12 protein-coding genes are annotated in these 14,482 nt (G+C 36.7%); 5 read left to right on the forward strand and 7 right to left on the reverse strand.

The features are described from left to right. Positions 1-235 precede the first annotated feature (235 nt). Complete coding sequence (locus tag ESZ26_RS03815) at positions 236-2,656, forward strand: DUF748 domain-containing protein (protein WP_146798186.1); 2,421 nt, start codon at positions 236-238, stop codon at positions 2,654-2,656. 218 nt (positions 2,657-2,874) lie between these two features. On the opposite strand, the gene ESZ26_RS03820 is transcribed toward ESZ26_RS03815, so the two are convergent. Then, complete coding sequence (locus tag ESZ26_RS03820; RefSeq protein ID WP_146798188.1) at positions 2,875-3,516, reverse strand: DUF1707 SHOCT-like domain-containing protein; 642 nt, start codon at positions 3,514-3,516, stop codon at positions 2,875-2,877. A gap of 275 nt (positions 3,517-3,791) precedes the next feature. Between ESZ26_RS03820 and ESZ26_RS03825 the strand changes: the two genes are divergently transcribed. The 3 genes from ESZ26_RS03825 (at position 3,792) to ESZ26_RS03835 (ending at position 7,148) form a co-directional block, all read left to right on the forward strand. Then, positions 3,792-4,106: a DUF2956 domain-containing protein gene (locus ESZ26_RS03825; protein ID WP_146798190.1), complete on the forward strand. Its 315-nt coding sequence runs from the start codon at positions 3,792-3,794 to the stop codon at positions 4,104-4,106. Between the two features lie 217 nt (positions 4,107-4,323). Then, complete coding sequence (locus tag ESZ26_RS03830; protein ID WP_146798192.1) at positions 4,324-6,195, forward strand: GNAT family N-acetyltransferase; 1,872 nt, start codon at positions 4,324-4,326, stop codon at positions 6,193-6,195. Further along, positions 6,192-7,148 carry a histone deacetylase family protein gene (locus ESZ26_RS03835; protein ID WP_146798194.1) on the forward strand — a complete coding sequence of 319 codons (957 nt, stop codon included), beginning with the start codon at positions 6,192-6,194 and terminating at the stop codon, positions 7,146-7,148. The genes ESZ26_RS03830 and ESZ26_RS03835 overlap by 4 nt, the downstream gene beginning before the upstream one ends. 61 nt (positions 7,149-7,209) lie before the next feature. On the opposite strand, the gene ESZ26_RS03840 is transcribed toward ESZ26_RS03835, so the two are convergent. The 6 genes from ESZ26_RS03840 to ESZ26_RS03865 form a co-directional block, all read right to left on the reverse strand. Next, positions 7,210-8,160, reverse strand: coding sequence for a DUF808 domain-containing protein (locus tag ESZ26_RS03840; RefSeq protein ID WP_146798196.1), 951 nt, complete (start codon positions 8,158-8,160; stop codon positions 7,210-7,212). A 254-nt stretch (positions 8,161-8,414) separates the two neighbouring features. Further along, entirely contained in the window at positions 8,415-8,753 is a 339-nt protein-coding gene (gene hpf / locus ESZ26_RS03845; protein ID WP_146798198.1) for a ribosome hibernation-promoting factor, HPF/YfiA family, read from the reverse strand. A gap of 125 nt (positions 8,754-8,878) precedes the next feature. Then, positions 8,879-9,223: a YajD family HNH nuclease gene (locus ESZ26_RS03850; protein ID WP_146798200.1), complete on the reverse strand. Its 345-nt coding sequence runs from the start codon at positions 9,221-9,223 to the stop codon at positions 8,879-8,881. A 160-nt stretch (positions 9,224-9,383) separates the two neighbouring features. Further along, positions 9,384-10,061 (reverse strand): hypothetical protein, encoded by a 678-nt coding sequence (locus tag ESZ26_RS03855; protein ID WP_146798202.1) that lies wholly within the window; start codon positions 10,059-10,061, stop codon positions 9,384-9,386. A gap of 100 nt (positions 10,062-10,161) precedes the next feature. After that, positions 10,162-11,520 carry a molecular chaperone gene (gene yegD / locus ESZ26_RS03860; RefSeq protein ID WP_146798204.1) on the reverse strand — a complete coding sequence of 453 codons (1,359 nt, stop codon included), beginning with the start codon at positions 11,518-11,520 and terminating at the stop codon, positions 10,162-10,164. Between the two features lie 342 nt (positions 11,521-11,862). Beyond that, the gene (locus ESZ26_RS03865) at positions 11,863-12,966 is read right to left on the reverse strand and encodes an OmpA family protein (protein ID WP_146798206.1); all 1,104 of its coding nucleotides are present in this window, start codon (positions 12,964-12,966) and stop codon (positions 11,863-11,865) included. 276 nt (positions 12,967-13,242) lie between these two features. On the opposite strand from ESZ26_RS03865, the gene ESZ26_RS03870 reads away from it, so the two are divergent. Continuing rightward, on the forward strand, positions 13,243-14,355 hold the full coding sequence (locus ESZ26_RS03870) for a DUF3083 family protein (RefSeq protein WP_146798208.1): 1,113 nt from the start codon (positions 13,243-13,245) through the stop codon (positions 14,353-14,355). Positions 14,356-14,482: the final 127 nt, after the last annotated feature.

Consider the following 14,482-nt stretch of genomic DNA (forward strand, 5'->3'; position numbering starts at 1 on the left):
ACCAGTTAATGGTGAGCATACGGTGTTGAATACTGTTGAGCAACAAAAAATAATCTAAGGCTTATATTACTGACAACATTGCCACCATAAGACTAGACAGTCGATAAAAAAGTCAATAACCTACTTCAATTTACAAGATTATTGCGATTAAGCATCATTTGTATAACAAGAGATGATGCTTAAGCGTTAAATAAAATATTTTTAATAACAACTATCCCCTTAAATTAGGAAATTTATGTCTTCTTCGATAAAAACCATGGCAAAAATAATTAAGTTTGTTGCTTTATTTATTATTGCTCTATTGCTAATTATCTGGCTTTCTTCACCTTTTGTTAGTCGACATTACATCATTCAATATCTTAATGAACACCAGCTTACCCTTGCTGATAAAACGACCATACGTTATAACCCTTTTTGGTCAAATTTAAATATACGTGAGCTAGAAATAACAAGCGTAAAAAATAGCGATAAGCCCCTTGTATTGTTAAAATCTTTAAACGTTACCGTGAGTTTATTTAGATTATTAACTGACACTCTATATCTTTCAGAGTTTGCTATTGATGGCTTATACCTTGATGTTGATTTAAATGGCGAGGCGCCAGTTATTGGTGGCTTTGTAATTGCCCGTCATTCAGATGATACTTCAACATCCGTTGAAACACCTACCGCACAAAAAACAAACTTAGCAAATAATTATCAAGTTTCGTTACCCTACTTTAGCCTTTCTAATTCGGTTTTTAATCTAGGTATTGAACAAAGCCAACAAGAATTGATCATTAATTCACTTGTTATAAAAAATGTTCTTGCCTCGACAAAAGCACAACAAGCAGAGATTGTACTTAGTGCTTTAATTAATAAAGCCCCTTTGCTATTAAAATTAACTGCCGATTTAACTGCAGAGCAACGTAAAATAAGTTCTGAATTAACCTTGTCTGATTTAGCACTCGCTCCATTGCAGCCGCTGCTAACGCCTAACCACGCTGAACAAGAACCATTAACTCTGCAAGGTTCTGTCAGTATTAATAGTAAACAGTCAATCTCTCTCTCCGGTGTGGCCACCGAAATTAACGTTGAAACCTTTGAATTAATAACGGCAGATTTTAATGCCACACAAAATAACAAAACCGTGGCACTTAATATCGCGCCACTAACTTTGCAAGATTTGTCTATTGAACTTATTAAAGAACAAGCGCCTAAAATAACCGGCACCGCTACACTAAATATTAATGATTTAATGGCTTATGAAGGTGACGGTACACAAGTATTAGCTAAAATATCGGCAATAAAATTGGCTGATATAGCCGTCACTACAACAGCATCATTAATAACCGCTAACATCGCAAATCTTATTATTGAGCAAAGCCTATTTGCTGAAAACACCAGCGATAATTTACCACCTTTAGCCCAATTTAATAGCCTCAGTATTAATGGTATTATCGTCTCGCAGCAAGGTTTACTCATCGATACTATTAACCTTTTAGGCTTAGCTATTGAGACTAATCTAGACAAAGAAAAAAATATTACTGGCTTACCAGCTTCGCCAAAGGATCAAAAGCCTGTTATTGAACCGCTAGCCAAAACAGTAAATTCACCAGAGACCCCTGAGGCACAGAGCGATGAAAGCTCATTTTTATTGTCTCTCAATGCTTTTTCATTTACTGATACCGCTCATATCAATTTTATTGATCGCAGCACCAGTCCACATTATAAAAGAGCATTTAACATCACAACGTTCAACGCTGGTCCTTTTGATAATCAAAAACCACAGCAAGAAAGCCACTTTACGTTAACCGGCAGCAGTGATAAATACGCTAATTTCAACTTGTCTGCCGTTGCTAAACCCTTCAGGGAGAAAGACTATTATAAGTTGAATGGTTTCTTCAAAGAAGTCAGCTTACCTTCGTTATCAACTTATATTGCCCAAGCGCTTAACTACGAACTTAAAAGTGGTCAGCTTGATGTCGATCTAGATGTAACGGTTGATGATAAAAAGATTACTGGCAAGACCAAGTTACTTTTAAGAGGTGTAGAGCTTGGCGCAGCGAACGATCATGAAACAGGAACAGTAAAGAGCCAAACATCAGTGCCTTTTAATATTGCCTTAGGAATGTTAAAAGATGGCGATGGCAATGTAGAACTTGATATTCCATTGAAAGGCAGCACTGACGATCCTTCTTTTGGCATCAGCGGTTTTATTAGTTTACTGATAAAACAAGCAACGATGTCTGCTGCTAAAGAGTATTTAATCACCACATTTGTGCCTTACGCCAATGTGGTCAATGTTGCCATGTCAGCAGGTGATTACTTATTAAAAGTTCGTTTTAATGACTTAACCTTTCCGATAAAGGAAACGCAATTAACCGCTCAACAAAGTCAATTTTTAACTCAATTCTCAGCCTTAATGACAGACAAACTTGAAACACAATTAACCTTATGTGCTATTGCCACACCAGAAGATATTGATAAACCGTTAGGGACTAAAATTACCGACATAGATGATATAAAACAGTTGGCTGAAATCTCCGAACAGCGTCTTGAGGCTTTTAAAGAGCACATGGTAAAAGAACAAGGCATCGCCTCTTCTAGATTGTTACTTTGTTCACCAAAAATAGACTCTGCTAAAGGGGCTAAGCCAAGAATTACTTTTACAGACTAGCTATTTACATTAGATGAGTTAACACAAAAAAACGCTGTAACATAATGTTCAGCGTTTTTATTTTTCTAGTTTCTAGTTTCTAGTTTCTAGTTTCTAGTTTCTAGTTTCTAGAGGGGTGTTGACAAACACCTTCATTAAAGATTTCCCTAAAAGAAATTAACTTTACTTTTTATGGGGAATAAAGCCATTAACTCAACCCTAACAAAAGATCATTCAGGCTAATTAAATATATCTTTTAAACCATTGGCAAAAGCGGTGAAACGTTCTTTTAATGTACGTTTTAGTTTGATATCTAGCGCACCAAATAAAACTAAACCTTCAACATATATTGTTGGTGCATCGATATAATCAGTTGACGGCGCTTTATTATCAATACCACCAAAAATACAAAAAGCTTTTGAAACAACTTTAACATTTTCAGGTACAAATATATCAATGCCCCCGAACAAACAAAAAACTTTTACAGTCACTTCACGCTGCGTAAAAATAGCTTCACTAAAATCAATATCACAGCCACCAAAGATACTTATTGATTTAATTTCTTTTGCGACACGCCATTCACCACTGCGTCCACTACCGCTAAAAACATTAACCAGTAATTCACTTTCATTAGTTGGTGCTGAAGAATAATTAAAACGAAAGTCTTCTTTTTTCTTTTCAATATATTCTTGGTCAACAGTTAAGTCTAAATCAGCAACCAGCTCAACAAGCTCTTCATTCGACTCACTGGCCATAGCTTGATCAAGTCGCCGTTCAAAAGCTTCATGAGAGAGCTCGCCATGACTATAATTCATCACTAATTGGTCAACAACCTCTTCTCTTACTTTATCGGTAGGTCGGTCTGCAATATTAACGGCCATGTTCTAATTCCTTGAAAAATTTAAATCTATTAAAAATATAATGAGCAATAAACAGACCAAGAATAATAACTATTAATTACAGTTACTTATAAAAAACCGCAAGCTAGGCAATTAACTTAATCCTTATAAATTAGTCTATTTAACCAATAGAGAGTAATTTATAAGACAAGTTAATTACAATCAGCGTAAACGCAAGCAAACTTAAGCCTTGCTCATCGAGTGATGTTCTTATAAATTTAACGCTAGATTTTAATATTAGCTGATAAGCAAAAATAATGCAGAAACACTCTCAAGAATTACAGGTAGAAGCGCAAAAAGTGGCTAAAAGTATACAAAAACCTAAGCAAACCAAAGAACAAACCAAACTGATTGCCAACGGTATTGAAAAAGGCATTGCCGAATATAAAAAACAGCAGAGTAAAAAATCACGTCAACGTGACAAAGCTAAAAAGTCATTATTGCGGGAAAAAAATAACCAAGTGCAACAAAGTAATGAAGAAAAAACAAAAACTAACAACACCTTCAATTTACCCTGGACGCTATTGGCAATAAGTTGGCTAGGTTTTATCATTTATCTTTACTTATCGTAAGCAAATATCAGACTACTAATTTTTTGTGACCGCTACTTTACAGTCACAAAATAACAATTACACCTTGCTTGCTGGGTAAAAAGTCAGCTTATAAGACCAAGGTATAAGACCATAGACAATAAGGTTAAGTTATACTCAATCACCTTGATTATAATCAATAAAGCCTTCCGTTGTTGCGGCATACTTTATTCATCATCATTATTGAGAGTAACTTACTATGCCATTATTCGATCAGGACAACAAAAAAGTAAAATGGGAGCAGTTTCTAAAATCAGGCAATCGAATTTTTATTGGCTCTAATGCCGCCGTCCCCAATGCCTTAATCGACGATTTAATTGCTGATAGTGCAAAGCTTCATGATATTGAAACTGTTCATATTTTAACACTCTCAGATAATAAATGGGCAACACCTGAACACAAAGACTTGTTCAAAGTAAACGCTTTATTTATTGGTGGTAAAAACATTCGCGAAGCCATCGCTGAAGGCCGAGCCGATTATACCCCTAGTTTTATTTCTGATATTCCTCGTTTATTTCGTGAAAATGTTTTACCGCTTGATGCGGCGTTAATCATGGTTAGTCCACCGGATGAATATGGTTATTGTTCACTAGGCGTAAGTGTAGATATCGTGTCATCAGCAGTAAAGTCTGCAAAATATGTTATTGCACAAATCAACTCGAAAATGCCACGCACTAATGGCCATAGCTTTGTTCATGTTAATCAAATTCATGCATGGCTAAAAGCAGATCAAACCTTGCCTGTTTTAGCACAGCCCAGCATTGACCGGGTGGCGGAGCAAGTGGGTCAGTATGTGTCTATGCTGATTGAAGATGGTTCGACCCTGCAAATAGGTATAGGAAAAATCCCTGAAGCGGTTTTGCGCTATTTGGCGAATCATAAAGATTTAGGTATTCATAGTGAGATGATATCTGATGGCGTGATCGACTTAATACGTTCAGGCGTTATTAACAACCGTAAAAAAACCTTCCATAAAGGAAAAGCGGTTTTAACCTTTTGCATGGGAACGCAACGACTCTACGATTTTGTTGACGGTAATCCTCATGTGGAATTCTATCCGTCAGAGCATGTTAACTCTCCCGTGAATATTGCTAAAAATGATAATATGGTCTCGATTAACAGCGCTATAGAGGTAGATTTAACTGGCCAGGTCGTTTCAGATTCAATTGGTTATCAATTTTACAGTGGTATTGGTGGCCAAGTCGATTTTGTCCGCGGCGCATCATTAAGTAAAGGTGGCAAACCCATTATTGCGCTACCCTCGACCACTAAAGATGGAAAAACCTCTCGTATAGTTGCCCATATCACCGAAGGTGGTGGTGTGGTCACTTCTCGTGGTCATGTTGCTTATGTTGTTACTGAATATGGTATTGCTTCGTTATTAGGAAAAAGTATCCGTGAACGAGCATTAGAGCTCATTCGTATTGCCCATCCAAAATTTCGTGAGCAACTCTTAAAAGATGTCAGAAAAAACTATTGGGTGCCTGAATATCAAGAGAGTTCGCCAACTTCGGTTCCTGAATTAGGCGAAATAGAGCTCAAAAAGTTTACCTTTGAGGAGATTAATTATTATTTGAGGCCCTTAGCTCCCGCTGATGAACGTCGCTTACAAGAGTTTTTTTATTCGCATACCAAAGAAACTTTAATTATGCGTTATAACCATCATGCTACGCAAATGACCCGTGAGAACGCATGTAAATTAGTCAGTGTTGACCAACATAAAGATTTAGCCTTGTGCTTTACCCAGCGTACTAATTTAGCCGATGTTATCCATGCCGTTGGTCGCTACTACTTCATTGAAAGTCATAATTGTGGCGAAGTTGCCTTTGTCATCAGCGAACATAAACGTGGTAAAGGAATGGCCAAAACGTTATTAGACGAAATAATAAAAATTGCCACTTTACGTGATCTGGACAAGCTCATAGCTTGTGTAAGACGAGATAATGCTGCTATGTTAAAAGTATTTGAAAAAGCAGGATTTATCCGCAAACATTCTGAAGAGATGGACGAACTAAATTTAGAATTACAACTAACAGCAACAACAATAGCAGAGATAGAGGAACAATCATGACAGTAGGTGTAATTGGCCATCATAAATGTAATGGACACAATATGGGTGATTATCATCCAGAAAGTCCGAAAAGGCTGGGGGCGATTCAAGATCAACTGATCCGCAGTGGTCTTGAATATGTTATTCGCCAATATGACGCTACCCCCATCGACCCTGATCTCATTTCGCTTGCTCACGATGATAAGTATATCCAACATATTTTTGATAATGCCCCAACCACCAAAGATCATGAAAATATTTTTCGCCTTGATGACGACACAAGTATGAATGCTGACACCCTACCAGCTGCTTTATTATCAGCCGGAGCAGCAATTAACGCCGTTGATTTAGTGATGGATAAAACCTTAACTGCGGCTTTTTGTGCTACTCGCCCTCCGGGGCATCATGCTGAATATAATAAAGGTATGGGGTTTTGCTTTTTTAATAATATTGCTATCGCCGCGGCCTATGCAAAGAAAAAATATAAACTAGAACGTGTCGCGATAGTAGATTTTGACGTACATCATGGTAATGGCACCGAAGATATTATTAAAAGAGCAACCGCTCATAGCAAAGAACAAGGTTACTTATTTTGTTCAAGCTACCAGTACCCTTTTTTTCCATTTGAAATGCAAGAAAGTGATACGCCCCCGATTATCAACACACCATTACCTGCCACTTGTAAAGGGCCGGAGTTTAGAGCGGCGATCAGTAAGCATTGGCTACCCGCTTTAGAGAAATTCAAACCACAAATTATTTTCATTTCTGCTGGTTTCGACGCCCATATCGAAGATGAGATGTCACAAATTAGCCTAACTGAATGTGATTACCGCTGGGTGACTGATGAACTTAAAACCATTGCTGATAAGTACAGCGAAGGACGAATAATATCAATGCTCGAAGGGGGGTATGCCTTAAGCGCTTTAGGGCGAAGTGTAGTTGAACATATTAAAGGTTTAATAGGTAATCAGTAATCAAGCATGTAGCTGAACATTTTAAACGTCAGCTGCATTAAACTAGGCACAGATAAATATATTAATGAGCCTTTTTAAGTGACTTTATTAAAGTCACCGCCAATAACACTAAGCCGCCAGCAATAATACCTATGATGCCTTCGGTTAAAATTGGGACAATAATTTCAGCAATAGCGCCGAAAATGTTCGCTAGAAATTCGACCAGATGATGTACCTGCTTATGCAACCATGAGAAACTATGAACCAAGATACCACCACCGACCAAAAACATTGCAATAGTACCAACCACTGTCAGTGTTTTCATTAATGCTGGGGCAAAAATAAGTAAACCGCGCCCTAAAGCTCGTTGAATGGTATTAAACCGCCCCGAAACAGACTTTCTTAATAAATATAAACCTAAGTCGTCAAGTTTAACGATAGCGGCAACAAGCCCATAAACACCAAATGTTATCGCCAGTGCAAGCCCAGAAACGACCGCCACTTGTACTTCAAAGGCAGCCTCTTGTACTGTGCCTAAAGCAATAACAACAATTTCTGCTGATAATATAAAATCAGTGCGGATGGCACCTTTAATTTTTTTCTCTTCAAAGGCGACTAAATCTACATTTTCATCGGCTAAAGCTAACAACTTTTTCTGATGTGCCTCTTTTTGCACTTGAGATGAATTTTCATTGTTATGGAAAAATTTATGAAAGACCTTTTCAAAACCTTCAAAGCATAAAAACAGTCCACCAATAACTAGCAAGATAGTAATTAAGGGGGGTGCAAAAACACTAATAACTAAAGCAGTAGGTACAATGATAAGTTTGTTTAACAGCGAGCCTTTGGCAACAGCCCAAACAACGGGTAACTCACGTTCAGCTTTAACTCCTGAAACTTGCTCAGCATTAAGCGCTAAATCATCACCTAATACCCCAGCAGTTTTCTTTGCTGCAACTTTTGATAAGATAGCAACATCGTCAAGTACTGTTGCAATATCATCGAGTAAGGTTAATAAACTTGATCCAGCCAATCGTTTCTCCCTGCTTTATTATAAATTATAGACATTGTCGTTGCTTACCATCTATGTCAGCACAACATCGACTCAATGGATAATGGATAATGGATAATGGTTATTATGATTTGTCTGCAACTAAAATGACGTGCAGAAAAAACTAATTCAACCAAGCTATGGATGTCTAAGGCTGTTATGACCTTTTATTCCTGAGCATAAAAAAGGCTGCCCATAGCAACCTTTGTTAAGATAATAAACTAATTCAATTACATTTATTCTACAAGTAAAAATGCATCTGATTGTTCAACTTCATATTTTTTATGTAATTTTGCGGCTAAGACACCTTTGCGATGCGCGAGTGCTGCTTCCATCTTTTTAGCGGCACTTGCAATAGCAGCATACAACTCTTTTCCTGATGCTTTTACGGAGATCTCACTACCTTCATAGTGAGTAGAAACTTCTAATCTTTGTTGATGAGGCTCAACGGTAATAATTGCACTGATAGAGGTGAGACTTGGGTAATGCTTAGCAACTTTTTTAAACTTGTCCTCAATTGATTGCTGGATACCTTCAGTAATTTCAACATGGTGACCGGAAATATTTATTTTCATAATGTTACCTTTTACTAAGAGAAAAATTGTCTTCACTTAATATACTCGGGGTTATATCGGTAAAACACAATGGTAATTTAGTAAAAAAATGAAAAAAATTGTAACCACGTTGAAATATAAATAAATTATTTCTTAAGCATTGATTTCAAGTCAGCAAACGGATTATAGGTTGCCGTATCTTGATTGGTGTCACCCGCAATCACTTCTGTTTTATATTGCGCGTGATCTGTATATTTAGCGTGCTCATTATCGTGACAGTAAATGCATAATAGTTCCCAATTACTGCCATCATTTGGATTATTAGTATGGTCGTGATCAACATGATGCACGGTTAACTCCATAAGGTTTGAATAAACAAACTCACGAGCACAACGGCCACAGACCCAAGGAAATAATTTTAAGGCACGATCACGATAGCCCTTTTCTTTAGCTTTATAATTAAGGCTTGCGCCTAAGGTATCAGAAGACATAATTGAGCAATATGATAGTAAGATAACCCATTGTAAAATGATGCTTAAGTATGTTCAATGTCTATTTCACTTCAATCGGCGTTGATGACTCAATATCTTACGTCACCTTACAGTAAAAGTAGCCATTGAAACATAAGCGCGTGCTCAATAACTTTTTAACTTATATAACTTCAATTGTATATTCAATATCTTGCATCATATTTCCATGTACCGTCGTATCATGATGGTATTGGGCATTAAACTTCAAAGTATGAATGCCTTTAGACAAGGGGCGTAACATTAGCCAATAACCATCAGTAGCAGAAGGATAAACTTCTTTCGTGGTTTGTGTTTTGGCAAGTAATTCATGTAAATCAAAACACTCTTTTGATTTTATTCGATTATTACGCATATTAGGAATAGATTGACCATCAAGTTCAGCATAAACAAAATACAGCTCACTATTGTTTAATGCCGCTTGATGTTTTACTTCATCACAGGTTTTACTGACATTTTTTTCTGGCCAATATGCCATATTAATAATAGGAAAGAAGATATGTTTGCCATCGGGAATAATACAGTGACGCTTAACTTTTGATGTTCCATAGCCACCGGCTAAAAACCAAACATCACCACTTTGATTAACGCCACAAAACTCACCCGTTCTATCACGCACTGGAGAGTTTTCATCACTCATGGTGCTGGTCCATTGCCACCAAACATTCACATATTGATGAAGTGCTTTGCCGGCAATATTTTCATTAACGCCGACCACTATCGATTGATAGTTGTTAGCCGAGCCACTGAAGGTGAAAAAGCTATAAAAAAAACAAATAAAGCCTAATGTTTTGATACACATATCAATTCCTTTTTAAATGTAAAACCAGTACCAACTCCACAGCATTGTTTTAACATTGTTAACACTGCAATTACAAGATAATTGCAGTGAAATAGTCATGTTATTGAAATACTTTTTCAGCCCAGCGTGCTAATCCCACAGTAACACTGCCAAAGTGATCGCCGGCAATCACCGGCGTATTTGGCATTTGCTCACGTAAAAATTGATTTAGTACTGGTGATTTTGCTGAGCCTCCAGTAACAAAAATCACATCAGGCTGGCAGTTAGCTTGCACAACACATTCATTCATTAATTGAGCAATTTGCTTTAATTGCGCCGAGCTTGCTTTTAACATCAAGGCACGATTAACTTCTACCTTGAGATCATCAGCTAATCCATCAAGATATATTGGCTGAGAGTCTTGTTCGGTTAAACCTATTTTTGCTTGCTCTGCACCATTAACAATGAGGTGACTTAATTTTTGCTGGTGAACCTTTAACAAACGTGAGAAAACCTCAGGTTGTTTAGCATCGCGTTGTAGTGTTTGTAAATAACGATAGTTTGCTTGGCTGTAAAAATTCGTTTGTTCATTAATATTATTAATGGCCACGGCTTGATTAAAACTATTAACGGGCATAGGTTTACCCGTTTTTAACATGTCATTCATCCCTAAGCTTGGCATTATTCCCTTGAGCGCTAATTGAATGTCAAAATCATTGCCACCAATACGAACACCGGTGTGCGCGAGCAAATGTTGCTCTCTTGAAGTACTATTTTTAAATTGTGGTCCCATCAATAACATTGAGCAATCGGTAGTACCACCACCTATATCAACAACCAAAACTTTAGTTTCTTCTTGTAAGCTCGCTTCATATTCAAAACCGGCAGCAACAGGCTCATATTGAAATTCAACACTCTTATAACCAACTCGCTTAGCGGCATTCGTTAAAATAGTTAACGCTTGACGATTACTTTCTTCACCTTTTAAGCCTTGAAAATTTATTGGCCTGCCAATAACGGTTTGGGTTATTTCTTTTTGCTGATTTTCTTCTGCCAAGGTTTTTATATTACTCATCATTGCAGCGACAATATCTTCAAACAAATTAATTTGGCTATCTACTAAACCACTTGCCCCTAAAAAAGATTTTGGTGATTTGATGTAATAACCTTCCTCGGGATCTTCCAAATACAAATTCAGCGCCGCTTGGCCAAACGACAATTCACTAGGGATACCATCAAGCTTTAGCTCTCGTAATACATTCTGGGCTTTTTGTAACGGTAGCGCTCGTTGCTGTTTAAAAAGCAGTTGCTGCTCTTCATTCAATTGTTGGCATAGCCAATGAGAAATAATGTCTCGACTCGGTGCATATAGCGTTGAAGGAATATACTTACCATGCTCGCCTAAAGATAATATCTTCGGTTGGCCACTTTCCATTACTGCGACAGCACAATTTGAAGTGCCGTAATCAAAACCTATCATTGTTTATTTATACCACTGAGTCTAAAAGGGGTCGCGTAGCATACTGGGCAAGCGACTAATTTTCAACTCATTAATAAATTTCGGTCGATACAATGTATTTAATAGTGCTGTATTGAACGTTTTCGTGGTTTTTATCAGTAACAGCAAGTAATGATAGTAATGATAAGTCGAGATAAACTCATTTCTGTGTGGCTACTGTTCAGACTGATCTAATGTCCATAGCCCTATATTTCAAGCTGCACTGTGGTTAATTTAATTTTGGGATGTTGAAATTTTCACAGTAATCGCAATAAAAAAGCCAAATATTGCTATTTGGCTTTCTGATATATTGAACCGTTATTTTTATCGCTTAATAACAACTTTCTTTGTTGTTTCAATTTTAGCTTCAATACGACGATTTTCTATATGTGCTGCTTTATTATCATTACTATTAATTAAGCGGTCTTCACCGTAACCAACGGCAGATAATCGACTCATCTGAATGGAAAACTTATTCACTAAAACATCAACAATCGCTTGAGCACGACTTTGAGATATTTTTTGATTGTAAGTACGAGAACCTACTTTTGAAGTATGACCTTCTATAACAAGTGACGTATGTGGGTAAAGTGTTAAGAATTCAGCAACTTCTTCAATCTTGCTAAAGTATTCTTCTTTTACTATTGATTTATTATTGTCAAAATTAACCCGTAACTCCATACGTACTTTTTCGTCACTGAAAACCGTACAGCCATTGCTATCAACTTTATCTGTCATCGGTGTATTGGCACAATTATCATTTTTGTCCAAAACGCCATCTTTATCGGTGTCTTTTTCAACAATAGCAACAGGCGCTACTGCTGTAACCGCTGGTTCTTTTTTAATAACTGGTGCTACTATTTTCGTTCTTCGTGGCTGAGCACTGTCACCAAAAAAGTAAATAAAACCTATTTTTGCACTGGTATCTTTAAAGTGTTCTGAAAATTGGTAATGACCTTTACCTTCAATACAAATGGCTGATCTCTCGCTTAAGTAATGACGGTAGCCGGCACCTACATCAAGTGATGCTTGAGTATTTGCGATATCTAAATAGTCTACTCCACCTAATACATAAAAGTTCTGCTGAGTGGGGAAGTAGAGTGCATCAACCGCTATCGATGAACCATTAGGTTCGTTGAAACCAACATATTCATTAACTAAATTAATTTTACTTAAAGAGAATCGAAATTCAGTAGATTCAGTCCAGCGATACCCTAACTCACCACCAAAACCACTACCGTGATCTATATTAGAATAAGGACCTGCGGATGTGACTCGGTCATTATCAGTATTAATGTGCAATAAATGCGCGCCACCGTATGTTTTACCGACTAAATCCTGCGCATTAGGCTGCTCATTTGCAAAAGCGCTGGTCAATAAAAAAGATGAGGTTAGTAATAGTGTGCTTGCTTTGTTAAGGCTTTTCATTTAATTATTCTCTTATTAATAAAAGGATATGTGACTTCATCAGCTTCCTAATATTTTAAGACAAAACATCAACAACATGTAAATTTGTAGACATTATATACAATAATTTCAACAGATAATATAATCAAATAGCTTACTTATGATTATTTTATTTCTAAAAAATCAATCTAGAATAAAAAATTAATGTCTCGAAATTTTGTTTTAGATCATATGAATACCAGTACTTATTGTTATAATGCCCTTAAGATTTATGACTCTATTTAATAAGGAAATAAAATGCCTATCTCTCGTTCTCGAAATAATCAGCATAAAGTATACATTCCGTCATCCGCACGTACTAACCATTACTTATTAGTTAAATTTCCCCTGACTGATGAATTAATCAGCCTAAATAATCAATTAATTGATAGAACAAGTGAGCAACCCTACCAGCGACTTTACCAACATTTAGCTGACAGTTTTTTTGATGTTAATAATAAAGTCGACATTGAGAGTGGTCAATTTATTGCCAATGGAAAGTTTGCTCGCATCCGTTATAGCCCAGAAAAACTAACCGTGCAAACCGATGAAGAAATTCTGTTTTTATATAGCCCGCGCAACCATTATAGCCAAAATACTTACATTAATGGCAAAAAGCGCGTACGAGTAATTACGCTGGTATTTCTCGCTAACGGTGACAATGTTCGTCAAACGTCAGCAGAATTTCATAAAAATGTCCTGATTGCCTTAAATGAATTTATTGACGTAAACCATATTAGTAAATCCACGGTAAGAGTCTGTGACCACCAACATTTTACTTATGATTTATTCTCTAAAGATAAAGGCGTTACTGGGACACAAACCCATAAATTACGTACCTTAAAAAATCGCTATGCCGCTGATGATATCAGCCTGCCTGAAAAAAGAGATGTACTGACTTATGTTGTGGCTGACTTACCGATTAATCGCCGTATTAAAGAACTGCTTAATATTGATAAATCAAAAGATCAACCTTATCAACCACTTTATGATTTGATCAGCCATGCTTTTATTGAATCGGCTAATAAGCAACATTTATTTGAAGGCGCTATTTTAGCAAATGGCTTAATACCTATTGTAAGAAGTCGCTTGGAAGAAAAGCATAAAGCTGCCGGTGAGTTACAAAAATTAAGCTTCAACCCGTTTGAACCTAATAATAACTTCACCACGCACTTTACTGGCGATTGCTTAGTTGATTCAATGCAATTTGTCATCATTGCAACAAAAGATCATAAAACCAGTCAAGGTTATGGTAAATTTCTTAACTTAGTTGAACAAGCACTGCGTTCTACAGCTGAAAAATTAAGCTATGTTGATTCAAAAGAAGAATTAGTGGTCCGCTTGCATCAACACTTGGGTTATGACCTTTAGTTCATTGGGGAGAAGTTAATAATATTGATGTTTGTCGGATAATATTTATTGGCGACAAACTTATCATTTATTATGATGTGGCATGGCTATAAAGGAAATGTTAAAATCCTCAGGTTATTTATTTTTA

This window comes from Colwellia hornerae (assembly GCF_007954355.1).
Lineage (GTDB): Bacteria > Pseudomonadota > Gammaproteobacteria > Enterobacterales > Alteromonadaceae > Colwellia_A > Colwellia_A hornerae.

What these genes read in the sequence shown, in the direction of transcription:
- ESZ26_RS03815 (WP_146798186.1), top strand. Translation starts at nt 236, where the DNA reads ATGTCTTCTTCGATAAAAACCATGGCAAAAATAATTAAGTTTGTTGCT.
- ESZ26_RS03820 (WP_146798188.1), bottom strand. Translation starts at nt 3,516, where the DNA reads ATGGCCGTTAATATTGCAGACCGACCTACCGATAAAGTAAGAGAAGAG.
- ESZ26_RS03825 (WP_146798190.1), top strand. Translation starts at nt 3,792, where the DNA reads ATGCAGAAACACTCTCAAGAATTACAGGTAGAAGCGCAAAAAGTGGCT.
- ESZ26_RS03830 (WP_146798192.1), top strand. Translation starts at nt 4,324, where the DNA reads ATGCCATTATTCGATCAGGACAACAAAAAAGTAAAATGGGAGCAGTTT.
- ESZ26_RS03835 (WP_146798194.1), top strand. Translation starts at nt 6,192, where the DNA reads ATGACAGTAGGTGTAATTGGCCATCATAAATGTAATGGACACAATATG.
- hpf (WP_146798198.1), bottom strand. Translation starts at nt 8,753, where the DNA reads ATGAAAATAAATATTTCCGGTCACCATGTTGAAATTACTGAAGGTATC.
- ESZ26_RS03850 (WP_146798200.1), bottom strand. Translation starts at nt 9,223, where the DNA reads ATGTCTTCTGATACCTTAGGCGCAAGCCTTAATTATAAAGCTAAAGAA.
- ESZ26_RS03855 (WP_146798202.1), bottom strand. Translation starts at nt 10,061, where the DNA reads ATGTGTATCAAAACATTAGGCTTTATTTGTTTTTTTTATAGCTTTTTC.
- yegD (WP_146798204.1), bottom strand. Translation starts at nt 11,520, where the DNA reads ATGATAGGTTTTGATTACGGCACTTCAAATTGTGCTGTCGCAGTAATG.
- ESZ26_RS03865 (WP_146798206.1), bottom strand. Translation starts at nt 12,966, where the DNA reads ATGAAAAGCCTTAACAAAGCAAGCACACTATTACTAACCTCATCTTTT.
- ESZ26_RS03870 (WP_146798208.1), top strand. Translation starts at nt 13,243, where the DNA reads ATGCCTATCTCTCGTTCTCGAAATAATCAGCATAAAGTATACATTCCG.